Below are 24,943 nucleotides of genomic sequence, written 5' to 3' on the forward strand. Positions count from 1 at the left end.
AACGACAGTCTAACAAATATAGGCTGTCGTTTTTATTATACTATGTCGTTATTATGAATAATTAGGACATTTCTTGTCGTTTATCTACGTCTTTTTCTTCTCTTACCATTATCTCTAATGATAGTCATGTTTGTCTTTTGTGGTCTTTGGTGTCTGCTCATGAATCGATGTCTGAATAAAAGTATCTCACTTGATTTACTTCTTATAAACATAATCAAACAAATAACCGCAAGAACTATAAGGATTACTAACCCAATTTTTGGATAATCAACTTGTATATATTCTTTACCGCTTCCACCATTTTCTACAGGAATATTATCGAATGGATAACTTCCGGCTGTTTCTGCGTTTGTAAATATCAGATTTGCATATCCTACAGACTTATCTGCATATGAGTATTGTAGCTGGCCTATAACTGACGAATCTTCTGAATCAGAATAAGGAACTACTGTTGAGGTTACATCTAATATGCTGGCTGTCTTTGGAATAACGATTATTCCATCTTCATCTACTTTTATTAATTCACTGTTTTCACTGAGGATTCCTGTTACATTAACATCATCCTCTGATATTGAAGCAAAATCCGCTACTGCGTACTTGCTAAAGTTGTCAAAACAGTACTCAAACAGGTTTGTTGTATCAGTATACTCATCTGTGGTTGTATCTTTCATTACAACACACACAAGTGTCATTCCATCTTTCTTTGCATATGTAACAAGTGTAGCGCCTGCCACTACAGTGTATCCTGTTTTACCACCTAGACAATACTCATACAAATACTGATTTGTCTTGTAGTAATGAAGCATTTGATGGTGGTTATTAAGTGGCGTTGGATCTGAATGCTTATTTGTAGCTGGGATCGTGTAGTTCTTTGTTCCAACTATTTCTGCAAACTTTGGAATCTTGTATGCAGCTCTTGAAATCAACGCCATGTCATAAGCACTTGTATAATGCTCTTCATCAGGAAGACCATTGGAATTGTTGAAGTGAGTGTTCTTGCAGCCTAGCTCCTTGGCTTTGGCGTTCATCATATCAACGAAGCTATCCATATCACCAGCAACATGCTCACCTAATGCGTATGCACACTCATTTGCTGATTCTAGCATCATTCCATAGAGCGTCTGCTCAACAGTCATTTCCTCTCCAACATCTCTGGCGATACTGGAAGAACCAAGCTCCGTACCGTATACCGCTTCTGCAGAAAATGTGACTGTCTCATCCAAATCGCAGTTTTCCAATACGATAAGGGCAGTCATTATTTTTGTGATACTGGCAGGATAATGTACATCATCCATATTCTTAGAATATAGGATTGTTCCTGTTTCCTCTTCCATTACAATGGCTGATTCCGCCACCACATCAACTCCACTAGGCCAATAATCTGCAGCCTCAGCCTGGATTGATTTCATTGTAAATATACTATTAGCAATAAAAATAAAGGCTAATGCCTTTGCAAGTTTTCTTTTTATATTCATACTCTTTTTCCTTTACGACTATTTAGTATAACTTCTCTATTTAGTCTGTTGCAATACTAATCTTACGATTTTTATGTTATAATCCATTTTGATTTTATTTTTGGAGGTTATTATGAGATTAAGAAATATCCCAGGAGCTGATGAGGTTGTTGCAAATAGTCCTTATTGCATTCAGAATCCTACAAAGCTCAAGGGCTCATATAAAAAAGAAGTATTTGGCAATGACAATCCTATTCATATTGAAATCGGAATGGGTAAAGGACAGTTTATCACTACTCTTGCAAAAGAGAACCCTGATATCAACTATATAGGTATCGAAAGATACACTTCTGTTTTACTTAGAGCCGTTCAGAAGGTGCAGGATGAAGAAATTCCTAATCTTCGCTTTATCTGTTTTGATGCTGCTGAGATACTTGATATCTTTGCTTGCCATGAAGTAGATAGAATCTATCTTAACTTCAGCGATCCATGGCCAAAGGACAGACATGCAAAGCGTCGCCTTACATCTTCTACTTTCTTAAACAGATATAATTCGATTCTTTCTAAGGAAGGACATATTGAATTCAAAACTGACAACAGAGATTTATTTGATTTTTCTGTAGAAGAAATTGACAATCATCCTTTATGGAAACTTGATGCCGTAACTTACGATTTACATAATGATGAGACTATGAACGCCGGCAATATTATGACTGAATACGAAGAGAAATTTTCTAGTAAAGGAAATCCAATTTGTAAGCTCATTACAAGTAGATAATAGTAAAGCCTTGATTATTACAATCAAGGCTTTTTTTTGATTATTTTTAGATATAAAAAAACCACCGAAGTAACTTCGATGGTCAAATGCGCGATCAGGGGTTCGAACCCTGGACACCCTGATTAAGAGTCAGGTGCTCTGCCAGCTGAGCTAATCGCGCTTATTCATTTGTTATTGCCTCAGCAACGAATATAAGTATATAGCCTGATTAACATTTTTGCAAGTCTTTTTTTCATTTTTTTACGTTTTTTAACAACTTTTTTTACTATAGTTATCTGAAAATTCCAACATGCTCATTCTTTATCGTTTATTGATTATATAAATAACAATACCTGCCTCTGATTTGAGACAGGTATCTTAATTTTATATATTTGCAAATAGCTTTTCTATTTCTTCAGGACTCATTACCCTATTAGGATCTGTTAAATCTATTCCTACATCTGGGATAACTATTGAATCATCTTCTGGTTCTGGCTCAGGCTCTGGCTCCGGTTCAGGTTCTGGCTCTGGTTCCTCTTCTGGAATATCTCCAACCTCTTCTAACAGAGCATCCAAGTTTGCACCTATGTCTTCTACTGGAGCTTCTTCAGCTGCAGGTTCTTCTACAACTGGCTCCTCGGCTGGGATTTCTTCTGCTATTGGCTCCTCTGGAATTACTTCTTCCACTGGGGCTTCTTCTGCTACTGGAGTTTCCTCTGCTATTGGCTCCTCTGGAATTTCCTCTTCCACCGGAGCTTCTTCTACAACAGCGTCTAAATCAAGTCCTAAGTCATCTACCGGCTCTTCTACTTCTGGGAGTTCCTCTATCGGTGCTTCTTCCTCTACCACTGCATCCAAATCCAGGCCTATATCATCAACTGGTTCTTCAGCTTCTGGCAATTCCTCTACTGGAATTTCCTCTTCTACTGAAGGTTCTTCTACTATAGCATCTAAATCAAGGCCAAGGTCTTCAACTGGTTCTTCTGTAGATTCTTCTTCAATTACAGCTTCTAAGTCAAGTCCTACGTCCTCAATTGGTTCTTCTGTAGGTATTTCTTCAACAGGAGTTTCTTCCATTGCAGGTTCTACTTCTTCTGGAATCTGAATGTCTTCTACATTAGTTATCTCCTCTGCAGGAGCTTCCTCAGCTACTGGCTCTTCCATTACTGGAATATCCTCTAAATCAGGGATATCTTCAATTACTGGCTCTGGTTCAGCTGCAACTGCAGGTTCAGGCATTACTGGCATCACTGGAGGTGGTGTCATCTGCATCTGCATTGGCTGTGCCATAACAGGAATTCCATTTTGAATTTTACCTTCGATATTTGATATCTGTGATGTAAGTGCTGCTATCTTTTGCTGTATATCAAGGTTTGTTTCTTTTAATAAAGTTTGCTGTTTTTCAAGAATCTGACTGTTACTGTTTTCAAGCTTTTCCTGGATATTTACCAGCTGATTGATTAACTCATCATTTGAGTTCATCAGCGCATCTGTGTTTTCCTTGCTTCGTGAAATAGTAACCTTTGCTACTGCTTTCTGTGCATTTATGATATCTTCTGCAGGTAAAGCACTGTTTTCCTCAATTGCTCGAAGTCTTTGATCCATTTCATCAAAGCTTTTCTTTATGACGAGATACGATGCCTTTTGTGCATTGTAGATTTCCTCATACTTTTCCTGCTCCATGTTCTTTTGTTTAAGAGATATATCTAACATGGCACTTATAAGGAAAAACAAAGCAACTATCATCAGAAGTATTCCTACCGCCATAGCCATAAAATTGCTTTTGAAATTTATCATGATATAAAACTCCATGATAATTAACACAGCAAGTGCTATGCTGGATAGAATAATCTGAATCTTATCCTTGGCTATTTCTGTTTGAGTTTTCTTTGTGTTCTCGTCCATTGTGCCCCCTAGTTAATCCTTTTTTTCAAATAGAGATACCATATCCTTCGCAAACGAAATAGGATACAGCTGTACCATAACTGAATCTATTATCGTTCCTATTTTTAAATCAAATGTTATTTTGACAAAATCTATTTCAGGTGATTCAAATAATCTCTCGAATATTTTTACGCTTTCTACGTCGATATTATCTGTTTTTGGTGGTGAAATATCTACTACTCTATTAAGTAGCTGTGACATTGAGCTTGCTGCATTTCCCATCATCTGGTTCATAGCTTCTGAAACGGCTGAAAGCTGAAGCTCGCCAATCTCACCACTTGTATTTGTTCCATCGCCACCCATCATAAGGTCAGCGATTATTTTTACATCATTTTCTTTTAGGATTAATACGTTACTTCCTGATAATCCCTTAATATAATTTATATGTACCAACACACAAACATTGTGATAGTCATCAAGCGATTCGCTTTTACGAATTAACTCGATTTTGGGTGTTGTGATATCTACCTTTAAATTATTTAATAATGCACTTAGAGATGTTGCAGATGAACCCATGCTGATGTTCGCAATTTCTCCAAGAGTATCTTGTTGCTCTTTAGTTAAACTTAAATCTGCCATACACTACCGTCCTCCTCTAATTTATTTTCCCCCTTTTCCTAGAATTGTGTTATTCCTTTTTATTATACAATATACAATTCTCCATACAAAGGTATTTTACCCCAAAGTTGCGAATTTTGTGTGGACAAAATGTTATATTTCCTAATTAAAAAAAGGAGCCTATTTCATAGACTCCTTCCAATCATGTTCGAGATGGGATTCGAACCCACGGCCTTCCGCTTAGGAGGCGGACGCTCTATCCAGCTGAGCTACTCAAACTCGACAACTATTTGATTTTAATCTAAAGCTTAAGAAAAATCAACAGTTCCCTGTAGCCAAATAGTACCTTTAAAACGGCGTCCTATTGTAGGTTCTCCATATAAATTATTCTTGTTTATGCACACTTCAAGAACTACATCATTGCTTTCCACTACAAGCAGATATAATTCCTCCATTGTGAGATGATTTACAACAGTTTTAACATCAAGAATATCACCCATAATCTCGTATTTATCATTCTCTATTCCGTAAGGCATAAAGAAACTTGTCACGACACTCAAGATATCTTCTCGAGAAACTCTTCTTGTAATACGCTGATATAAATCAATTTCATCCATTGTAAGGCTTTCAAGAGCTTCTTCATTTCCCTCTCTAGCCTGCTCTACAAGATCAATGCGTTTCTTGTTATTCATTTTCTCCTTTATACGACTTTTTTCATTGTCGTAAAGAGGAAGAATAACTTTTCCATCCAAAGATAAGGCTGCCAATCTAATATCACGCTTAACACCTTTACCGTTGGTGGTATTTCTTCTGAGATACTCTCCCATGTTTTGGAGATGAAAAATAAGATTAACACCTAATCTTAATTCATCAACCATAACATGATAGCATTCCTTATCAGACTGCTTTATTACATCTACCTCGTTATTAGATGATATACTCTCACCAAGATAAGTTGGATAATAGTAATCTAAAATAAATTCATCTTTATCGTTATAGATTCCACGCAAAACAAGTCCAACATTGTCTGCCACCATATATCTAAGCTCAACAAACTGATTACCTTCGAAATCTATTGCAGACTCCTGGTAATCAGGTCGAAGAATTATTTCTTGAATAAGATTTTCTAGTGTTTCTTTATTAAGTTTACTAAATCCAATTGCTGGTAAAAATTTATGCATCATATACCGTCCATTAAACATTTAAAGCCTGATTGAGAGCCTGCTCCTCTTCCTCTGCAAGTTGGATTATAGAATTACCATCTATAATCTCCTTAACATATGTATAGCAACCCTCTCTTGAGTGCATTGCATTAATGATATAACCAGAGTTCTTCTCATTAAGCATGCAAAGTGAAAAGCTAAGCTTTCCACCCATCTCGTTAAATGCATCGTATTTAACAAGACCAATTTTTTGGAAGCAATCCTTCATGTTCTTGAAGATTGCATCAATATTTCTTTCATTGCTAGCATTTGCTTCGATAAGCTCATCTACCTGCTCTAATCTGTAAACAAGTGTATCCTCTAATGATTTTGCATCGCTGCCCTGCATAAAGATTTTATATCTCTTCTTAAGCTTATGCATTTGCACGATAAATACAATTAAAAGTATTGTCATTATCAGAACTAGTGCTGCAAGTCCTATTACAATGTAGTCTGTACTAATTCCAAGATATTGTTCTATCATTATTATTTCTCCAATCGAACATATGTTTATTTTATAGATTCAAGCAAATCTACGATTCTGTTAAGCTCATCCTGAGAATAATACTCGATTTCAAGCTTTCCTGATTTATTATCTTTTGCATTGATAAATACTTTTGTGCCAAGTACACCCTTAAGCTTTTCCTGTGTCTGCTGATATACTGCAGCAAGCTGAGGATCAAGTCCAGCAGCTTTTGATTTTTTGTCAGCTTTGTCGTTTAAGAGCTTCTTTACCTCGCGCTCTACATCACGAACTGACATCTTTTCGTCGAATGCTCTCTCTGCGAATTCATACTGCTTATCTAAATCAGTAATTGCAAGCATTGCTCTAGCATGACCTGTAGTAAGCTTATCATCTACAATCATATCCTGAACACGCTTATCAAGCTTTAATAATCTAAGAGCATTTGTAATAGTAGTACGACTCTTTGAAACTCGCTCTGCTACTTCATCCTGCTTAAGCTTAAACTCATCAATAAGTCTTGCAAAAGCCATAGCTTCTTCGATTGGGTTTAACTGCTCACGCTGAATATTATCAATGAGAGAAATCTCTACGAACTCCTGCTCACTAAGATTCATAATGATTACTGGTACTTTCTTAAGGCCAGCAATTCTAGCAGCTCTCCATCTACGCTCGCCACCGATTAACTCATAATATGAACCTCTATCCTGAACAAGAAGTGGATTGATGATTCCGTGTATTTTAATATTTTCTGCTAAATCTTGAAGCTTATCTTCATCAAAGTTTTTTCTAGGCTGTAGTTTATTTGGCTCAACCTTATCAATTTCTACTTCAACAGGTGCACCGTGCTGCTCTGGGTTAGCTACTACTACACCCTCGTTCTTATTAACAATAAGGGAATCAAGTCCCTTACCTAATCCTCCCTTTTTAGCTGCCATAATTATAAATCCTTTCTTCCAATGATTTCTTTTGCAAGATTACGATAGCTTTCTGCACCAGCAGACTTCTCATCATATAAATTAATTGGAAGTCCATGAGATGGAGCTTCAGCAAGTCTTACATTTCTAGGAATGATTGTCTGATATACTGTTGCATTAAGATTATTCTTAACTGTATCAACAACATCAGAAGAAAGATTTGTTCTCTTATCGTACATTGTAAATACAACGCCATCAATCTTAAGCTTTGAATTAAGTCTCTGCTGTACAAGATCGATTGTGTGAATCAACTGGCTAATACCTTCAAGTGCGTAATACTCACACTGAATTGGTACAAGTACTGAGTCAGCTGTTGTCATAGCATTAATAGTTAACATATTCAAAGATGGTGGACAATCAATGATTACATAATCGAAGTCATCCTTTACATAGTCAACTGCATTTCTAAGAATATATTCCTTTTCATTAATACCAAGAAGCTCAATCTCCGCTCCGGCCAAGTCTACATTTGAAGGAATAATAGTAAGGTTTGGAATATTTTCCACCTTATACATACATTCTTTAATACTACATTGATCAAGAACTAAATCATAAACAGTATTCTCACATTCATCCTTATCAAGACCAAGTCCACTTGTTGCATTTCCCTGTGGATCAGTGTCTATAACAAGAACCTTTTTTCCTGCTTCAGCTAAACATGCTGAAAGGTTAATACTTGTAGTAGTTTTACCAACTCCACCCTTTTGGTTGGCTATTGCAATTACTCTCTTCATTTATTGTCTCCCTCTTTTATAGTTTAGTATTTAAATTTGTGAACAGTAAAATTATATCATTCCAATATATTCAATTCTACCAAGAATTTCTGTTTTGGTTTGCAATATATGGATGTTTATTTACTAGATATTGATTAATTATATCCGCTTTAGAAATGTTTCACGTGAAACATTATTATTAAAAATAGCAATATATAGAAGTTGATTCAAAAATCCTTATACTATATTTTGTGTTTGTAATGCTAATAAATAGAAAATGTTTCACGTGAAACATTTTCTATATTTAGTTTTGGTAACTATTTTATAGTGTAGAAATTAATTTTTCTAATTCAATTTTTGCTCTATAAGGGTCCAAAACTATAATATCTTTAATCGATTCAAGCTGATTTTTAAAACTATCATCAATACTATCATTAATAGTAGTTTGATTGTTATTAGTATCAGATGGTCTATTTATAACAGCAGTATTGTTTATCAAAGCATTAAGTTCTACTAATCTGCTATCATAAAACTTCATTTGTTTAGTTTTATTACTCATTTGAGATTCTAACTCAGAAAGAATTTGACGTATTTCTGCTGCCTTTTCATTATTTTTGGCATTAATATCTCTTGGAGTAAACTCGACAAAATAAGATTCATTAGACTCTTCTAATACATTAAGAAACTTTTTTTCTTCTTTTATCTTAGTTTCTAATAAATCCATATCTTCTTTTAGTTGTATTTTTTCAGAAATAAGTTCTTCCTGATATTTTTTTAGGAAGTCATTTACCATAAACCATCCCCCATATTAATGTTTCATGTGAAAATATTACTTTAAAGGCTCCTTACTTGGAGTACCAGCTTTTCTAGGATAAGCCTTAGGTGTAGATTTTTTCTTACCAATAATAATAAATGATCTACTAATATCAGTATCAGGTAGAGAAAAATAAACTGGTTCTTCCATAGAGCCACCTAATTTTTGAATAGCATTTCCAGATAAAGATACCTCTTCTTTTATATCACCTGATTTGAAACTAATAAAATAACCATTGAGTTTTACCAAAGGTAAACAATACTCAGATAAAGTACTAATATTAGCAACGGCTCTAGAAACAACCAAATCAAACTTTTCTCTGTATAGTTTATTTCTACCAGCCTCTTCTGCTCTTGCATGAATAAGAGTAACATTCTTTAAACCTAATGCATCTACTACTTCCTGAAGAAATTTAATTCTTTTATTTAGAGAATCAATCAATGTAAATTGAATATTAGGATAAGCTATAGCCATAGGTATACCTGGAAAACCTGCTCCTGTTCCAAGGTCACATACAGTATTTATGTTTGATGGCATAACTTTACCTATAGATAAACTATCTGCAAAATGCTTTACAATAACTTCATCAAACTCTGTAATAGCAGTAAGATTCATTACCTTATTTTTTTCAACTAACATTTCATAGAATAAATCTAGTTGATTTATTTGCTTGTCATCTAAAGTAAGATTCCAATCAATAATTGTATTCTTCAAATATGAATAATCTCTACTCATAAATCTCCTATAATAAAAAATTGTATTGTTTTGAGGGTATATAGAAGTACCCTTAAAACAGACCGATTATTTTTCTTTACTCTTATAAGTTTCCAAATAAACTAAAAGTACTGAGATATCTGCCGGACTAACTCCAGAGATTCTTGATGCTTGTCCAATGTTAGCTGGTCTAAGTTTTGTAAGTTTTTGACGAGCTTCAATTCGTAAACTAGAAACATCATCATAATCTATATCAGTAGGAATCATCTTTGACTCAAGCTTTTTAAATTGAGCAACTTGCTTAGCCTGTCTTGTAAGATATCCTTCATACTTAATATAAATATTAACTTCCTCTCTTACCTCATCAGATAGCTCTGGTCTATCTGGATCAATAGGAGCAAGCTTGTCATAATCAAGCTCTGGACGTCTAATCAAATCTACTAGCTTAATACCATTTGAAAGAGGAATACTTCCATATGATTCAAGTAGAGCTTGAACTTCTTTTCTAGCACCAATATTGATTTCTTTAACTCGAGCAACCTCTTCTTCAATTTGACGCTCTTTTTCGACCACATGATCATAGCGATTTTTAGGTAATAAACCTACCTCGTAACCAATTTTAGAGAGGCGTAAATCTGCATTATCTTGCCTAAGTAGAAGTCTATACTCTGCTCTTGATGTCATCATACGATATGGCTCTTTAGTTTCCTTAGTAACAAGGTCGTCTATAAGAACGCCAATATACGAATTTGATCTATCAAGAATCATTGGCTCTTTTCCAAGTAATTTTAACGCTGCATTGATACCTGCAACTAATCCCTGAGCTGCAGCCTCCTCGTATCCGCTACTTCCATTAAACTGACCAGCAGCAAAAAGACCATCAATATCCTTAAACTCAAGTGATGCTTTTAGCTGAGTAGCTTTAATACAATCATACTCTATCGCATATGCGTTACGAACAATTTTACAATTTTCAAGACCAGGAACTGTATGGTACATTGCATACTGAACATCCTCTGGCATTGATGAACTCATACCACCAATATACATCTCATTTGTATTAAGTCCCTCTGGCTCAACAAATAATTGATGTCTATTCTTATCAGCAAAACGAACTACTTTATCTTCGATACTTGGACAGTATCTTGGACCAGTTCCTTCAATTACACCAGAATACATTGGCGATCTATCAAGATTAGCTCTAATAATTTCATGAGTCTTTTCGTTAGTATAAGTAAGATAACATGGAACCTGTTCAATCTGAACATCTTCTCGATTGGTACTAAATGAAAATGGAACTACAGGATTATCACCAAGCTGGATTTCCATCTTAGAATAATCAATAGAACGACTATCAACTCTTGCCGGAGTGCCAGTTTTAAAGCGATTCATTTCTACATTATTATCCAATAATGACTGAGTTAGATGGTTAGCTGCCTTTAAACCGTTAGGACCAGTATGTTCAATTACATCTCCGTATAAACATCTAGCTCTAAGATATGTACCTGTACATATTACTACTGCTCTCGCATGATAAATTGCTCCAGATAAAGTCTTAACACCTGCAACCTTTTTGCCATCCATAATTAATTCAGTGACTTCAGCTTGTCTAAGTGTAAGATTATCTGTATCTTGCATTGTCTTTCTCATTCGAAGTGAATAAGCACTTTTATCAGCCTGAGCTCTAAGAGAATGAACAGCAGGTCCCTTAGAAGAATTGAGCATCTTTGATTGAATAAAAGTATGATCAATATTGATACCCATCTGACCCCCAAGTGCGTCCAACTCTCTGACAAGATGACCTTTTGAACTACCACCAATATTAGGGTTGCATGGCATTAAAGCAACTGAATCCATGCTTACAGTAAAACAAATTGTATTTAATCCCATTCGAGCAGATGCAAGAGCTGCTTCACAACCAGCATGACCTGCACCTATAACAACTACATCATAGGATTCTTCAACTACAGACATAAATAACTCCTTTTATTTCTTATAATCGGGCAAAGGCCCTCCTGATATTCCAAATCTTCACTTTGTTCGATTTGAAATATCATTTTCCCATACAAAATTCTGAGAAAATTTTATTAGCTAAATCATCATCTATTGTTTCACCAGTAATTTCACCTAAATAACTATAGGCATCCATCAAATCAATAGAAAAGAAATCTTCTGGCATCATATTATCGATACTAGAAAGTACATTTTCCAAACTACTCTTTGCATTAGAAAGACAAGCAGCCTGACGAGAGTTTGTAATGTATAAAGTATCATCACTGCGAACCTCACCACTAAAGAACATATCAGTAATAGTAGATTCAAGTGTCTTAAGACCATCAAGGCTTACTGACGAGAATGAAATAACGCATTTATTGTATTTATTGTATATTTCTTCCTCGCTGATTACCGTAGATAGGTCAGATTTATTTAGTAATATAATAACTTTTTTATCCAAAATCTTATTTATAATGAACTCATCATTTTCATCAAGAGGTCTTGAAGAGTCCAATACAAATAAAATTAAATCTGCATCATCAATAGAATCGATAGCTTTATCAACACCAATTTTCTCTACGACATCATCTGTCTCACGAATACCAGCTGTATCAATAATATTTAAACTAACACCATTGATAGTAATCTGCTCTTCCAAAGTATCACGAGTGGTGCCAGGAATATCTGTAACAATTGCTCTCTCTCTTCTTGATAAAGTATTTAGCAAAGAAGATTTTCCTGCATTTGGTTTTCCAAGAATAAGAGTATTGATACCTTCTTTTAAAATATGACCAGAATTAAATGAATCTATTAAGCCATCGACAGTATCAATAATCCCTTCAACCTTACCTTTAAGTTCTTCCGGATATCCTGTTAAATCATAATGTTCTGGGTCATCTAATGCTGATTCAATATAAGCAGTTTCATATAAAATCTTATCGCGTAAATCAACAATGATTTTATTTAATGATCCAGATAACTGCTTAATGGAATTTTTCATAGCAAGCTCTGAATTTGAAGAAATCAAATCCATAATAGATTCTGCTTCTGATAAATCTATACGTCCGTTCAAAAAAGCTCTTTTTGTAAACTCACCTGGTTCAGCAATACGAGCTCCAGCTTTAACCAAAAGAGATAAAACTTTTTTAAGAACTAAAATGCCACCATGACAATCTATTTCAACAACATCCTCAGTAGTATAACTACGAGGAGCTTTCATGATAAGTACTAGTACTTCATCTACTATCTCATCACCGGCATAAATATGACCATATTGAATTGTATGACTATCGCAATCTTTTAATTTATTCTTACCACGAAAAATAGTATCTACTATAAAAATAGAATCTTCTCCACTAACACGGATTATTCCTATTCCAGAACTATTCATAGATGTAGCGATTGCAGCAATAGTATCTGACTGGTACAAATCAAACCTCCATAAAAGTTATAAATATGATTTTAAATAACACTTAATTATAAAATACTATTTAAAATGATATTTATCTACATTATTTAAAAACAAAGAGAAGGGTTAGTCCAATTTAAAAGACTAACCCTAAAAAATCAAAAATTATTTCTTAAGAGTAATAACTACATAACGATATGGCTCTTCGCCCTCTGAATGAGTTGTAACATTATTATCGTTCTGAAGTGCAGAATGAATAATGCGTCTCTCATAAGGATTCATAGCTTCAAGAGTAATTGACTTCTTTGTTCTCTTAACTTTGCTTGCCATATTTCTTGCAAGATTTTCAAGAGTTTCTTTTCTACGACGTCTGTAATCTTCTGTATCGATTTTTACTCTAGTATAATTTTCTGATGAACGATTAACTGCAAGGTTTGTAAGATACTGAAGTGAATCAAGTGTCTGTCCACGCTTACCAATTAAAACACCCATCTCTGGACCAGCTAAATCAATTGAAAGAGTTTTATCTTCTTCATCAAATGACATTGAAATATTAACTTCAAGCTGCATTGCTTCGAAAACTCCATCAAGGAATTCCTTAGCAACTTCCTTTGGATCTTCATCTGCAGAAATTACAACTTTAATAATTGCATCCTTTGAACCGATTCCAAGGAAACCTGTACTTCCCTCTTCAACAACTTCGTATTTAATCTGATCAGATGTAACACCTAAACTAACAGTAGCATTAGTAAGTGCATCATCAACAGTTTTACCTGTAAATTCTTTGAATTCCAAGATTATTGCCCCCTTACTTATTATTTTGTTCATTGAAATCTTTTACAAGATTTGCTTTTGCAGCAAGAGAATTAGCATTAGCTTTTGATCTTAACTCGTTAGCTGCATTAAGAGCTTCTTCATTATTTTTTACAAGGTTTGCTTTGTCAGCCATAGAAGAAGACTTTGTAGACATGCGAGCTGCTTCGTAAATCTGAGCCTGGCGAATACCACGCTTTTCAGCCTTTGCAGCTGCTTTATCTTTATTCTTTTCAATAATACTTTCAAGATCAATCTTCTCAAAATGCTTATTTAAGAAGTACTGCTGTGTAATACGAACTACACCACCAACGATCCAGTAGAATACAAGACCAACAGGAACAGTGAAACCAATGAAAAGTGACATTAAAGGCATCATAAGATTCATTGTCTTCATCTGCTGTGCCATCTGATCTGACTGACCCTCAGTGTTTGTAGGCATAAGCTTAATTGTAGCAAGCTGTGAAAGATATGAAAGAAGTGGAATCATTAAAGCTGCAATGATTAATCCAAAATCTTTTCCAGCCCAACCAGTCTTAACAAGGTTAAGTGGTGTATCAGAAATATTTAAAATGAATAAATAGTTGATTTGCTCAAGCTTTGCAACAACAGAATCGATTGATGAAGATAAGCTTGGGAACTTGTCAGTAACCTCAGCCCATCCTGAAGCAGGAAGCTTATACAAAACATCAACGATAAAGTTAGAAACAGCATCAGAATCTGCAGATGCAAATTCAGGTGTCTGCTGTAATCTAATTCCAGATTCATCGTAAATAGTCTGCATTGTAGTAGCAAAACCATCAGTAGCAACAATACCGTTAACTAATTCTGTAAAAATATTCTTAACAGAACCAATATAAGCAGGTACATTATAGAAAACTCTATAAAGTGCAAAAAGAATAGGCATCTGAATTAACATATAAACACAGCTACCAGTAGGTGAAATGCCGTACTTATCATATAAAGCCTGTGTCTCTTCCTGCTGCTTTTGCATAGTTGCCTGGTCTCTAGAACCTTTGTACTTATCCTGAATAGCCTTCATCTCAGGCTGCATCTTACGAGTAAGTACTGCAAACTTTTGCTGCTTGTATGTAATAGGAAACATACAAACATAAATAAGAATAGTAAAAACAAGGATTGTAAGAGCTATGTTTTCAACACCTAAACCAGCGAGAAAAACATAAATCTTATCCATAATCCATCCTAAAACCTTAGCAATAGGTCCAAGGATAGATCCACCGTAAGCGGTAAGAAATAAATCGCTCAATGTAAAACCTCCAGTTACTATGGAACCGGATCAAATCCACCATGAGAAAAAGGATTACATCTGATAATTCTCCAAAGAGCTAATCCACCGCCTTTTATAGCTCCATACTTTTGAACTGCCTCAAGGCCGTAGCAAGAGCATGTTGGATAATAAGGACATTTGGTGGTTTTCATTGGAGAAATATATTTTTGATAAAACTTAATTAAATATATAAATATCTTCTTCAACATAATAGAAACGACGATTCCATTTATTTTCGAGTTACCCTATGAAGATTTGCAAGATGAAGTAAAGATTTTTGTATTTCATCAAAAGTTGCAGATGCACTGGCTTCTCTTGCAACGACTACAATGTCCAAACCACTATTGAACATCTCTTCATTAAGTCTATAACTTTCTCTTATCAGTCTCGTCAAATGATGTCGTACTACTGAATTTCCAACCTTTTTACTAACAGAAATTCCAATTCGATTTCGATCTGTATTATTATGGTAGATATACATTACAAGCTGTCGATTAGCTTTAGACACACCTCTTCTGTATACAGTTGTGAAGTCTTTATTCTTTTTTAGAGATTCACTAAATTCCATAACAAAAATTTTCCTTAAAATAGAAAGAAAGACCACATGGTCTGTGGCCTAAGCTGATAATTTCTTTCTTCCTTTTGCACGTCTTGAAGCAAGAACCTTACGTCCGCCTGCTGTGCTCATTCTAGATCTAAATCCATGAACTTTGGATCTCTGTCTCTTTTTTGGTTGATATGTCATCTTCATAATATATCCACCTCCTCTTTATGAGAAAACATCAGTTGAAATTATATAGGGAAAAGCCCATAAAGTCAATAATAAAAAGCATTAATATAATAATGAAAGAATGTGGATAACTAAAAAACACAAGATATAAATGAAATTTAAAATAAACAATACTAAATATAGTGGAAAATCGTAAAAAAAAATATTTTATTTATCTACAAGCTGTGGATAACCATGTGGATAAAATAGTAATAATTAACATTTTTCCACAAAAAACAGAAAAATATATGAATTTTAAAGGTTAAAATTGTGGAAAACTCTCTACTATGACTGTGGATAACTCACAATATCAACTTTAAACGCTCAAATTCAAAAAATAAGCCATTTTAGCCTTTAAACTACCCCCTACACGTTTTTACACTAATTATTGAATAAAAGCCGTATTTAGGGTAGAATATAAAATAGTTTAAATGTGGATAAAAGGGAAATTATATGGAAGAACTTGTAAAAAAATGGGATGAAATCCTAGACTACTTAAAAAATGAGTATAAAGTCACTGATGTTTCTTATGATTCTTGGCTTAAACCTCTAGAATTATTTCAAATAGAAGATAACAAATTATACATCATCTATAACGGTGATCAAAACAGTATGACACTTGGTTATGTAACCAGAAAGTTTACAACTCCACTTCGTATCACAATCGCAGAACTTACTGGAATTCAATATGATGACATCTTAGTTATATCTCAAGACAATGCAAACCAAATCAAAAAAGAAAAAAATATTGAACACATTAAAATAGAAGAAACACCTTCTTTTGAAGAAAAAAGAATGGGAAATTCGACTATTAATCCTAAGTTTACTTTTGATAATTTTGTTGTTGGTAGAAATAATAGATTTGCTCAAACTGCAGCTCTTGCAGTTGCTGAATCACCAGGAGAATTTTACAACCCACTATATATCTACGGTGGACCAGGTCTTGGTAAAACTCACTTAATGCAAGCTATTGGTAATTACATCGAAAATCAAAATCCAAACACTCACATATTATATGTAACATCAGAAGAATTTACTAACGAGGTTATTGAAAACCTTAGAACAAACAATAATGCTACTGCTATGCAACGCTTCCGCGATAAATATCGTACAGTAGATGTATTAATGGTCGATGATATTCAGTTTATTATAGGAAAAGAATCTACACAGGAAGAATTTTTCCATACATTCAATGCTTTACATGCAATGGGTAAACAAATTGTTATTTCATCTGATAAACCTCCAAAGGATATGGAGACATTAGATGATCGTTTCAAATCAAGATTCGATATGGGTCTTATGGCAGATATTGGATATCCAGATTATGAAACACGTATGGCCATTCTTAATAAAAAGATTGAAGAAAAGAACTTTAATCTTGATGAATCAATCAGAAAATATATTGCAGAAAATATTCAATCAAACATTAGAGAAATCGAAGGAGCTCTTAATAAGCTTATTGCTTTCTCAAGACTTGAAAAGATTGATATTACAATGGATATAGCAGAGAGAGAATTACAAAACTTCATCTCTCCTAATGTTTCAAGAGAAATTACTCCGCAGCTTATAATAGAAGTTGTTGCTGAGCATTTTAATATTACAGTTGATCAAATGGCATCTAAAAACCGCTCTAGTTCAGTAGTTAGACCTAGACAAATTGCCATGTACTTATGTAACACAATGACAGATTCATCTTTACAAGCAATTGGTCTTCTTCTTGGAGGAAGAGATCATTCAACAATCATTCACGGTGCTAATAAAATCGAGGATGAAATTGATAAAGATGAAAATACAAGAAACCTTGTAGAAACAATTAAGAAAAAGATTAATCCTAATTAATGTTAATAACTTGTTGATAACCCTTTGGATAAATTGTTAAAACCATGTTTATTACATCACATAACGGTTAATATTTGAAAATTTAGACACTTTTTATTCACAATTTATCCATAAATTATCAATACTTAATTCACAGTTTTTCATGAGTTATTAATTCATGTTTTACGTATAAATACTGGTGTTTCACAGTTATATACAAATCAACAACCTATAAGAATAATACTTAGAATAAAATTATTTATTTTTTATGTTTAAGAAAGGGAGCGTATCAAATGAAAATTACTTGTCAAAAAGCTGACCTTGTTAAAGGAGTAAATATTGTATCAAAGGCAGTGCCAACCAGAACTACAATGGCAATACTTGAATGTATTCTTATTGATGCTTCATCTGGTGAAATCAAACTCACTGCTAATGATATGGAAATAGGAATTGAAACTATTGTTAATGGAAACATTTTAGAAAGAGGTATCATTGCTCTTGATGCTAAAAAGTTTTCTGAGATTGTAAGAAAGCTTCCTGAAAATGAAGTTACTATAGAAACAGATTCTTCATTTAAAACATCTATCACATGTGAAAAAGCTAAATTTGATATTGTAGGAAAATCTGGAGAAGACTTTTCTTATATTCCTGTAATTCCTAGAAATCAGCCAATCGTTTTATCACAGCTTACATTAAGAGATATCATCAGACAGACAATCTTCTCTGTTGCTGATAATGATAATAATAAAATGATGACTGGTGAGCTTATTGAAATTAAAGATAATAAGCTTAAAGTAGTAGCACTTGATGGTCATAGAGTTTCTATTAGAAACGTAGAATTAAAGAACGATGCACCTGATGTAAAGGTTGTAGTTCCAAAGAAGACACTTAATGAAATCGTTAAAATCATTGATGGTGGTATTGATGATGAAGTAAATATTTTTGTTACTGATAACCACATCATTTTTGAATTTGATCAGACTACTGTTGTATCTCGTATCATTGAAGGTGAGTACTTCAAAATTGAGCAGATGCTTTCAGCTGATTATGAAACAAAAATCAAAATCAATAAAAGAGAATTCTTTGATTGTATTGATAGAGCAACTATTCTTGTTAACGAAGGTGACAAGAAGCCAATTATTGTAAATGCAACAAACAACACAATGTCACTTTCTATTTCATCATTCATTGGATCAATGAACGAAGATATTGATATTGTAAAAGAGGGAAAAGATATCATGATTGGATTTAATCCAAAGTTTGTTATCGATGCCCTTAAGGTAATAGACGATGAAGAAATAAATCTTTACATGTTAAATGCAAAGAGCCCATGTTTCATCAAGGATGACAATGGTTCATTTATTTACATCGTTCTTCCTGTAAACTTTAATAATCCAGGAGCAAACTAATGGAAACTATTCAAATTAGAGATGAATTTATAAAACTTGGCCAACTTCTTAAGCTTGCAAATCTTGTTGAATCAGGTGCAATGGCAAAGGAAGTTATTGAGGAAGGTCTTGTTAAATATAATGGTGAAGTAGAAACTCGTCGAGGTAAAAAAATTTATCCTGGCGATGTTGTTGAATTTAATGGAGAAAGCGTAACAGTTACTAATGATAATTAAATCCATTGAACTTAAGAATTTTAGAAATTATGAATCACTTAATATAAATTTTGATGATCATACTACTATTCTTTATGGAGATAATGCTCAAGGTAAAACAAATATATTAGAGGCTGCTTATTTAAGTGGCACAACAAAATCCCATAAGGGAAGTCGTGACAAAGAAATAATTAAGTTTGATACTGATGAAAGTCATATCAAAACAATTGTTGTAAAAAACGAAAGGGAATATCAAATTGATATTCACCTTAAGAAAAATAAATCAAAAGGAATTGCTATTAATAGAGTTCCAATAAAAAAAGCAGCCGAATTATTTGGACTTATAAATATTATTTTCTTCTCTCCTGAGGACTTAAACATCATAAAAAATGGTCCTTCAGAAAGAAGAAAATTTATGGATGCTGAGCTTTGCCAAATTGATAAAATCTACCTTTCAGATTTAACAAATTATAACAAAGCTCTAAATCAAAGAAATGCTCTTCTTAAAGAGATGATTTATAAGCCTGAATTAAAAGAAACTTTAAGCTTATGGGATGAACAACTTATATCCTATGGCAAAAAGATAATCACAAGACGTCAGCAATTTATTAATGATATCAACATTATTGTCAAAGATATCCACTCAAAGATTACTTCTGGCAAGGAAAACATAGAAGTAACCTATGATCCAAATATTGAGGACATATTTTTTCTTGATGAATTAGTAAAAAATAAAGAAAAAGATATGAGGTTTTGCCAAACTTCTGTTGGTCCTCATAGGGACGATATCAAAATTACTGTTGATGGAATTGATATTAGAAAATATGGAAGCCAAGGCCAGCAGCGTACCTGCGCTCTCTCGCTGAAGCTTTCAGAAATAAAATTAGTTGAAAATACAATAAACGATAAACCAATATTACTTTTAGATGATGTATTATCAGAGCTTGATAAAAATCGTCAAAGTGATTTGCTTGATAATTTAATTGATACACAAACTATCATTACCTGTACAGGTCTTGATGAATTTGTAAAAAATAGATTTATGCTAAACACAGTTTATAAAGTAACAAATGGTTCTATAGAATTAATAACGGAGGAACACAGGTGAGTAAGGAAGTAAATCAGGAGTACGGTGCAGACCAAATACAGATTTTGGAAGGACTTGAAGCAGTTCGTAAGCGTCCTGGTATGTATATTGGATCTACATCAGAAAGAGGTCTTCATCATTTAGTATATGAGATAGTTGATAATGCTGTAGATGAAGCACTTGCTGGATTTTGTACTCATATTCAAGTAACAATTAATCCTGACAATTCGATTACAGTAGTCGATGATGGCCGAGGAATTCCTACAGGAATTAACAGTAAGGCAGGTATTCCTGCGGTAGAGGTTGTATTTACTGTGCTTCATGCCGGAGGAAAGTTCGGCGGTGGCGGATACAAGGTATCAGGTGGACTTCACGGTGTAGGTGCTTCAGTTGTTAATGCCCTTTCAAATTGGGTTGAAGTAGAAATCAAGCGTGAAGGAAAAATCTTTAAGCAGAGATATGAGCGTGGAAAGACAATGTATCCTCTTAAAGAAATTGGAACATGTCCTGTTGAAGAGACTGGAACAAAAGTAACATTCCTTCCAGATGATACAATTTTTGAAACAACAATTTTTGATTATAAAACACTTAAAGTTAGACTTCGTGAGACAGCATTCCTTACAAAGGGACTTCGCATCACTCTTACAGATAAAAGAGGTGATGAGCCACACGAAGAGAGCTTCCATTACGAAGGTGGTATCAAGGAATTTGTTCAGTATATCAACCGTGGAAATGAAGCACTTTACGATGAGGTTATTTATTGCGAAGGTACAAAGGACAATATCTATGTTGAGGTTGCTATGCAGCACAACGATGGATATCAGGATCAGGCCTACAGTTATGTAAATAACATCGTAACTCCAGAAGGTGGTACACATCTTACTGGTTTCAGAGGTGCTCTTACAAAAGTATTTAATAAATATGCTAGAGATTACAAGATTTTAAAGGATTCTGATCCACAGCTTGATGGTGATGATATTCGAGAAGGTCTTACAGCTATTATTTCTATCAAGATTGAAGAGCCTCAGTTTGAAGGTCAGACAAAGCAAAAGCTTGGAAACTCAGAAGCTCGTGGAGCTGTTGATGCAATCGTATCTGAACAGCTTACATGGTTCCTTGAGCAGAATCCTACAATTGCTAAAAATATCTGCGAAAAATCGCTGCTTGCGCAGCGAGCAAGAGAAGCAGCTAGAAAGGCTCGTGATCTTACTCGTAGAAAGACAGCTCTTGAAGGGATGTCACTTCCTGGAAAGCTTGCAGATTGTTCAGACAAGGATCCAAAGAACTGCGAAATCTTTATCGTAGAGGGTGATTCCGCTGGTGGTTCAGCAAAGACAGCCCGTAGCCGTGCAACACAGGCTATTTTGCCACTTCGTGGAAAAATTCTTAACGTAGAAAAAGCTCGTGAAGATAGAATTTACAGCAATGCCGAAATCAAGGCAATGATTACAGCATTCGGTACTGGTATTCATGAAGACTTTGATATTTCAAAGCTTCGTTACCACAAAATCATTATCATGACTGATGCCGATGTTGATGGTGCTCATATTGCAACACTTATGCTTACATTCCTTTACAGATTTATGCCAGAGCTTATTAAACAGGGCTATGTATATCTTGCTACTCCTCCACTTTACAAGTTGGAGAAAAACAAAAAGGTTTGGTATGCATATTCTGATGAAGAATTAAATCAGATTCTTACAGAAGTTGGCCGTGACAGCTCAAACAAAATCCAGCGATACAAAGGACTTGGTGAGATGGATGCTGAGCAGCTTTGGGAAACAACAATGGATCCTGAAAAGAGAATTCTTAAGCGTGTAGTTATTGATGATGAAGATGCTTCTGAAATCAATGTTACATTCTCAACTCTTATGGGTGACAAGGTTGAGCCAAGACGTGAATTCATCGAGGCTAACGCTAAATACGTACAGAACTTAGATATCTAATCGTAAAAAATTTTCGGGGCAAGCCCCGATAGCAAAGACGAAGGAAAAATATGGACGACAAAATTTTTGATAATATTCATGATGTTGATCTGAAACAAACAATGGAAACCTCATACATCGATTATGCCATGAGTGTAATTGCCTCACGTGCACTTCCAGATGTAAGAGATGGTCTTAAGCCAGTACAGCGAAGAGTACTCTTCTCTATGATTGAGCTTAATAATGGTCCCGACAAGCCACACAGAAAATGTGCTCGTATTGTCGGTGATACAATGGGTAAGTATCACCCTCATGGTGATAGTTCTATTTATGGTGCACTTGTCAACATGGCACAGGAATGGAACACACGTTATCCACTGGTAGATGGCCATGGTAACTTCGGTTCTGTGGATGGCGATGGCGCCGCTGCCATGCGATACACTGAGGCCCGTCTCTCAAAGATTTCCATGACAATGTTTGGTATCAACTACAAGGATGAAAAGTTCACCCTTGGTAAAGATATTGACATGGATGGCGTAGACTTCATGCCAAACTTTGATGAGACTGAAAAAGAGCCAACAGTTCTTCCAGCCCGCTACCCTAACCTACTTGTTAATGGTACAACTGGTATCGCCGTTGGTATGGCTACAAACATTCCACCACACAATCTTCGTGAAGTAATTGGTGCTGTTAATAAAATCATCGACAATCAAATCGAGGAAGATAGAGATACAGAAATCGATGAGCTTCTTGATATTGTAAAGGGCCCAGATTTCCCAACAGGTGGTGTAATTCTTGGAAAGGCCGGAATCGAAGAAGCATATCGTACAGGTCGTGCTAAAATCAGAGTTCGTGCTGTTTCAGAAATCGAGCCAATGGACAATGGTAAAAACAGAATTGTTGTTACTGAGCTTCCATACATGGTAAACAAAGCTCGTCTTATTGAAAAGATTGCAGAGCTTCACAAGGATAAGAGAATCGACGGAATTACAGATCTTCGTGATGAGTCATCTCGTGAAGGTATGAGAATCTGTATCGAGCTTAGACGTGATGTAAATCCTAACATCATTTTAAATCAGCTTTATAAGCACACTCAGCTTCAGGATACTTTCGGTGTTATCATGCTTGCACTTGTTGATAATCAGCCAAAGATTCTTAGCCTTAAGGAAATGCTTGTTCATTACCTTAATCATCAGAAGGACGTTGTTACTCGTCGTACAAAGTACGAGCTCAACAAAGCTGAGGAACGTGCTCACATATTAGAGGGATTACTTATTGCCCTTGATAATATCGATGAAGTAATTCAGATTATCCGTAGTTCAGCTGATGTAGCAACAGCAAAGGCTACATTGATGGAGCGCTTTGGTCTTTCAGATGCTCAGGCTCAGGCCATTGTTGATATGCGTCTTCGTGCTCTTACAGGTTTGGAGCGAGACAAGATTCAGCAGGAATACAATGAATTACAGGTATTAATCGGAAAATTGAAAGCTATTCTTTCAGATGAAAAGGTACTTCTTTCAGTAATCAAAACTGAAATTACAGAAATCGCTGATAAGTACGGCGATGATAGACGTACATCAATCGGATTTGATGAGTACGATATCAATATGGAGGATATGATTCCTGTTACTAACACAGTTGTTACATTCACAAAGCTTGGATATATCAAGCGTATGAATGAGGATAACTTCAAGACTCAGCATAGAGGTGGTAAGGGAATCAAGGGAATGGATACAATTGATGATGATTACGTTGTTGAAATGCTTATGATGTCATCCCATGACTATCTCCTCTTCTTCACAAATAAGGGTCGAGTATACAGAATCAAAGCATACGAGATTCCAGAAAGCAGCAGAACAAGCCGAGGTATTGCAGTAGTAAATATCCTTCAGCTTCAGCCAGATGAAAAGGTAACTGCTATGATTCCTGTTGAGGATTACAGCGAAGATAAATACTTATTCATGGCAACTGCAGATGGATTTGTTAAGAAGACAAAGATAACTGAATACGAGAATATTCGAAAGAATGGTCTTACAGCAATTACACTTCGTGATGATGATATGCTTATTGAGGTTAAGCTTACAGATGGCGATGAAGATGTAATTATGGTTACAAAATATGGCCAGGCAATACGCTTTAGCGAGACAGAGGTTCGTCCAACAGGTCGTGCAACAATGGGTGTTATCGGTATGAACCTTGCAGCCGATGATATGATTATTGGAATGCAGCTTATATCTCAGGGCGAAAGTCTTATGACTGTATCAGAAAATGGTCTTGGTAAATGTACTCTTATGACTGAGTTCAACACAATCCACCGTGGTGGTAAGGGTGTTAAGTGTTACAAGATTACAGAAAAGACTGGTAACCTTATCGGAGCAAAGGCAGTAGAAAAGGATGATGAAGTAATGCTCATCAATGATGCTGGTACAATTATCAGAATCAATGTTGCTGGTACTGCTCTTCTTAGCAGAATTACATCAGGTGTAAAATTAATCGACTTAAAAGAAAATACTAAGTTAATTAGTATTGCAAAAGTTAGAAAAAGTGATACAATACTTGCGGAAGAGGTTGAAGAATTAAATGAAGGTTCAACAACCGAATCATAAAAGTGTGTAATAGCAATGGGGCTGTTATTTTAAAA

Annotated in this window: 23 protein-coding genes and 2 tRNA genes; 7 read left to right on the forward strand and 18 right to left on the reverse strand. The window is 34.8% G+C overall.

Going from position 1 to position 24,943, the window contains the following annotated elements:
* Positions 1-80 precede the first annotated feature (80 nt).
* Entirely contained in the window at positions 81-1,475 is a 1,395-nt protein-coding gene (locus tag BM102_RS10905; RefSeq protein ID WP_090395206.1) for a D-alanyl-D-alanine carboxypeptidase family protein, read from the reverse strand.
* A gap of 112 nt (positions 1,476-1,587) precedes the next feature.
* On the opposite strand from BM102_RS10905, the gene trmB reads away from it, so the two are divergent.
* Positions 1,588-2,232 (forward strand): tRNA (guanosine(46)-N7)-methyltransferase TrmB, encoded by a 645-nt coding sequence (gene trmB / locus BM102_RS10910; protein ID WP_033152503.1) that lies wholly within the window; start codon positions 1,588-1,590, stop codon positions 2,230-2,232.
* 87 nt (positions 2,233-2,319) lie between these two features.
* On the opposite strand, the gene BM102_RS10915 is transcribed toward trmB, so the two are convergent.
* The 17 genes from BM102_RS10915 to rpmH form a co-directional block, all read right to left on the reverse strand.
* Positions 2,320-2,392 (reverse strand) — tRNA-Lys (locus tag BM102_RS10915).
* 203 nt (positions 2,393-2,595) lie between these two features.
* The gene (locus BM102_RS10920) at positions 2,596-4,116 is read right to left on the reverse strand and encodes a hypothetical protein (protein ID WP_090481956.1); all 1,521 of its coding nucleotides are present in this window, start codon (positions 4,114-4,116) and stop codon (positions 2,596-2,598) included.
* 12 nt (positions 4,117-4,128) lie between these two features.
* Positions 4,129-4,734, reverse strand: a complete 606-nt coding sequence (gene fliY / locus BM102_RS10925; protein WP_090481957.1) for a flagellar motor switch phosphatase FliY — start codon at positions 4,732-4,734, stop codon at positions 4,129-4,131.
* A gap of 184 nt (positions 4,735-4,918) precedes the next feature.
* A tRNA-Arg gene (locus BM102_RS10930) sits at positions 4,919-4,992 on the reverse strand.
* 29 nt (positions 4,993-5,021) lie between these two features.
* On the reverse strand, positions 5,022-5,897 hold the full coding sequence (locus tag BM102_RS10935; RefSeq protein ID WP_177194958.1) for a DUF3881 family protein: 876 nt from the start codon (positions 5,895-5,897) through the stop codon (positions 5,022-5,024).
* 10 nt (positions 5,898-5,907) lie between these two features.
* Positions 5,908-6,399, reverse strand: a complete 492-nt coding sequence (locus BM102_RS10940) for a DUF4446 family protein (RefSeq protein WP_033152513.1) — start codon at positions 6,397-6,399, stop codon at positions 5,908-5,910.
* A 26-nt stretch (positions 6,400-6,425) separates the two neighbouring features.
* Positions 6,426-7,316, reverse strand: a complete 891-nt coding sequence (locus BM102_RS10945; protein ID WP_033152514.1) for a ParB/RepB/Spo0J family partition protein — start codon at positions 7,314-7,316, stop codon at positions 6,426-6,428.
* A 2-nt stretch (positions 7,317-7,318) separates the two neighbouring features.
* Entirely contained in the window at positions 7,319-8,089 is a 771-nt protein-coding gene (locus tag BM102_RS10950) for a ParA family protein (protein WP_033152516.1), read from the reverse strand.
* Between the two features lie 301 nt (positions 8,090-8,390).
* Positions 8,391-8,861 (reverse strand): hypothetical protein, encoded by a 471-nt coding sequence (locus BM102_RS10955; RefSeq protein ID WP_090481962.1) that lies wholly within the window; start codon positions 8,859-8,861, stop codon positions 8,391-8,393.
* Between the two features lie 36 nt (positions 8,862-8,897).
* Positions 8,898-9,617, reverse strand: a complete 720-nt coding sequence (gene rsmG, locus BM102_RS10960) for a 16S rRNA (guanine(527)-N(7))-methyltransferase RsmG (RefSeq protein WP_090481965.1) — start codon at positions 9,615-9,617, stop codon at positions 8,898-8,900.
* 66 nt (positions 9,618-9,683) lie between these two features.
* Positions 9,684-11,570, reverse strand: coding sequence for a tRNA uridine-5-carboxymethylaminomethyl(34) synthesis enzyme MnmG (gene mnmG / locus BM102_RS10965; protein WP_090481968.1), 1,887 nt, complete (start codon positions 11,568-11,570; stop codon positions 9,684-9,686).
* Positions 11,571-11,649: 79 nt separating this feature from the next.
* Entirely contained in the window at positions 11,650-13,020 is a 1,371-nt protein-coding gene (gene mnmE / locus BM102_RS10970; RefSeq protein ID WP_090481971.1) for a tRNA uridine-5-carboxymethylaminomethyl(34) synthesis GTPase MnmE, read from the reverse strand.
* Positions 13,021-13,164: 144 nt separating this feature from the next.
* Positions 13,165-13,794, reverse strand: a complete 630-nt coding sequence (gene jag / locus BM102_RS10975) for an RNA-binding cell elongation regulator Jag/EloR (RefSeq protein ID WP_090481974.1) — start codon at positions 13,792-13,794, stop codon at positions 13,165-13,167.
* 13 nt (positions 13,795-13,807) lie between these two features.
* Positions 13,808-15,079, reverse strand: a complete 1,272-nt coding sequence (locus BM102_RS10980) for a YidC/Oxa1 family membrane protein insertase (RefSeq protein ID WP_242942933.1) — start codon at positions 15,077-15,079, stop codon at positions 13,808-13,810.
* A 17-nt stretch (positions 15,080-15,096) separates the two neighbouring features.
* Complete coding sequence (gene yidD, locus BM102_RS10985; protein ID WP_090395199.1) at positions 15,097-15,309, reverse strand: membrane protein insertion efficiency factor YidD; 213 nt, start codon at positions 15,307-15,309, stop codon at positions 15,097-15,099.
* Positions 15,310-15,329: 20 nt separating this feature from the next.
* Positions 15,330-15,668, reverse strand: coding sequence for a ribonuclease P protein component (gene rnpA / locus BM102_RS10990; RefSeq protein WP_044939259.1), 339 nt, complete (start codon positions 15,666-15,668; stop codon positions 15,330-15,332).
* A gap of 48 nt (positions 15,669-15,716) precedes the next feature.
* Positions 15,717-15,851, reverse strand: a complete 135-nt coding sequence (gene rpmH, locus BM102_RS10995; RefSeq protein ID WP_044939261.1) for a 50S ribosomal protein L34 — start codon at positions 15,849-15,851, stop codon at positions 15,717-15,719.
* 471 nt (positions 15,852-16,322) lie between these two features.
* Here rpmH and dnaA point away from each other — a divergent pair, with 471 nt between their 5' ends.
* The 6 genes from dnaA (at position 16,323) to gyrA (ending at position 24,908) form a co-directional block, all read left to right on the forward strand.
* Positions 16,323-17,708, forward strand: a complete 1,386-nt coding sequence (gene dnaA / locus BM102_RS11000) for a chromosomal replication initiator protein DnaA (RefSeq protein ID WP_033152525.1) — start codon at positions 16,323-16,325, stop codon at positions 17,706-17,708.
* 272 nt (positions 17,709-17,980) lie between these two features.
* Entirely contained in the window at positions 17,981-19,096 is a 1,116-nt protein-coding gene (gene dnaN, locus BM102_RS11005; protein ID WP_033152526.1) for a DNA polymerase III subunit beta, read from the forward strand.
* Entirely contained in the window at positions 19,096-19,311 is a 216-nt protein-coding gene (gene yaaA, locus BM102_RS11010) for a S4 domain-containing protein YaaA (RefSeq protein ID WP_033152527.1), read from the forward strand. Before dnaN ends, yaaA begins: the two co-directional genes overlap by 1 nt.
* Positions 19,301-20,398 (forward strand): DNA replication/repair protein RecF, encoded by a 1,098-nt coding sequence (gene recF, locus BM102_RS11015; RefSeq protein WP_090395198.1) that lies wholly within the window; start codon positions 19,301-19,303, stop codon positions 20,396-20,398. The genes yaaA and recF overlap by 11 nt, the downstream gene beginning before the upstream one ends.
* A complete protein-coding gene (gyrB, locus tag BM102_RS11020; protein ID WP_090481978.1) occupies positions 20,395-22,323 on the forward strand; it encodes a DNA topoisomerase (ATP-hydrolyzing) subunit B in 1,929 nt (642 codons plus the stop codon). The genes recF and gyrB overlap by 4 nt, the downstream gene beginning before the upstream one ends.
* 50 nt (positions 22,324-22,373) lie before the next feature.
* Positions 22,374-24,908, forward strand: a complete 2,535-nt coding sequence (gene gyrA / locus BM102_RS11025; protein WP_044939267.1) for a DNA gyrase subunit A — start codon at positions 22,374-22,376, stop codon at positions 24,906-24,908.
* Positions 24,909-24,943 lie beyond the last annotated feature (35 nt).

This window comes from Pseudobutyrivibrio sp. JW11 (genome assembly GCF_900115355.1).
In the GTDB taxonomy this organism is placed as follows: domain Bacteria; phylum Bacillota; class Clostridia; order Lachnospirales; family Lachnospiraceae; genus Pseudobutyrivibrio; species Pseudobutyrivibrio ruminis.

Coding starts and splice junctions, on each gene's coding strand:
- BM102_RS10940 (WP_033152513.1), bottom strand. CDS start 6,399: ATGATAGAACAATATCTTGGAATTAGTACAGACTACATTGTAATAGGA.
- fliY (WP_090481957.1), bottom strand. CDS start 4,734: ATGGCAGATTTAAGTTTAACTAAAGAGCAACAAGATACTCTTGGAGAA.
- mnmG (WP_090481968.1), bottom strand. CDS start 11,570: ATGTCTGTAGTTGAAGAATCCTATGATGTAGTTGTTATAGGTGCAGGT.
- gyrA (WP_044939267.1), top strand. CDS start 22,374: ATGGACGACAAAATTTTTGATAATATTCATGATGTTGATCTGAAACAA.
- yaaA (WP_033152527.1), top strand. CDS start 19,096: ATGGAAACTATTCAAATTAGAGATGAATTTATAAAACTTGGCCAACTT.
- dnaN (WP_033152526.1), top strand. CDS start 17,981: ATGAAAATTACTTGTCAAAAAGCTGACCTTGTTAAAGGAGTAAATATT.
- BM102_RS10905 (WP_090395206.1), bottom strand. CDS start 1,475: ATGAATATAAAAAGAAAACTTGCAAAGGCATTAGCCTTTATTTTTATT.
- recF (WP_090395198.1), top strand. CDS start 19,301: ATGATAATTAAATCCATTGAACTTAAGAATTTTAGAAATTATGAATCA.
- BM102_RS10955 (WP_090481962.1), bottom strand. CDS start 8,861: ATGGTAAATGACTTCCTAAAAAAATATCAGGAAGAACTTATTTCTGAA.
- BM102_RS10950 (WP_033152516.1), bottom strand. CDS start 8,089: ATGAAGAGAGTAATTGCAATAGCCAACCAAAAGGGTGGAGTTGGTAAA.
- rsmG (WP_090481965.1), bottom strand. CDS start 9,617: ATGAGTAGAGATTATTCATATTTGAAGAATACAATTATTGATTGGAAT.
- trmB (WP_033152503.1), top strand. CDS start 1,588: ATGAGATTAAGAAATATCCCAGGAGCTGATGAGGTTGTTGCAAATAGT.
- yidD (WP_090395199.1), bottom strand. CDS start 15,309: ATGTTGAAGAAGATATTTATATATTTAATTAAGTTTTATCAAAAATAT.
- dnaA (WP_033152525.1), top strand. CDS start 16,323: ATGGAAGAACTTGTAAAAAAATGGGATGAAATCCTAGACTACTTAAAA.
- BM102_RS10920 (WP_090481956.1), bottom strand. CDS start 4,116: ATGGACGAGAACACAAAGAAAACTCAAACAGAAATAGCCAAGGATAAG.
- rnpA (WP_044939259.1), bottom strand. CDS start 15,668: ATGGAATTTAGTGAATCTCTAAAAAAGAATAAAGACTTCACAACTGTA.
- rpmH (WP_044939261.1), bottom strand. CDS start 15,851: ATGAAGATGACATATCAACCAAAAAAGAGACAGAGATCCAAAGTTCAT.
- BM102_RS10935 (WP_177194958.1), bottom strand. CDS start 5,897: ATGATGCATAAATTTTTACCAGCAATTGGATTTAGTAAACTTAATAAA.
- BM102_RS10945 (WP_033152514.1), bottom strand. CDS start 7,316: ATGGCAGCTAAAAAGGGAGGATTAGGTAAGGGACTTGATTCCCTTATT.